This is a genomic window from Pseudomonas sp. 18058 (assembly GCF_902706155.1).
GTDB lineage: Bacteria > Pseudomonadota > Gammaproteobacteria > Pseudomonadales > Pseudomonadaceae > Aquipseudomonas > Aquipseudomonas rustica.
Map to the genome: position 1 here is coordinate 1 of NZ_CACSJY010000141.1, position 430 is coordinate 430.

Annotated in this window: 1 pseudogene; it reads left to right on the forward strand. The window is 77.0% G+C overall.

The features are described 5' to 3' along the window. A pseudogene (locus GVL50_RS28535) lies at positions 1-430 on the forward strand (cation-translocating P-type ATPase); the annotation flags it as partial.

Here is a 430-nt window from a genome sequence, read left to right on the forward strand (position 1 = left end):
TGGCCGCATCGCGCGCGGCAGCACGCAGGTGGACGAGGCCCTGCTCACGGGCGAATCGACGCCGCTGCCGCGCGGCGAAGGCTCGGCCGTGGCGGCCGGCAGCTACAACCTGCGCGCGCCCGTGGAGGTGCGCATCGAGCGCGTCGGCGGCGACACGCGGTTCGCGGAGATCGTCGCGCTGATGGAGGCCGCCTCCGCGCAGAAGCCGCGGCTCGCGCAGCTGGCCGACCGCATCGCGCGGCCGTTCCTGCTGGGCGTGCTGCTGGCCGCCGGCCTGGCCGCCGCCTGGGGGTGGCCCACGGACCCGGAGCATGCGCTGATGGTCGCGGTGGCGGTGCTCATCGTCACCTGCCCGTGCGCGCTGTCGCTGGCCACGCCGGTGGCGATGCTCACGGCGGCCGGAGCGCTCGCGCGGCAGGGCGTGCTGGTG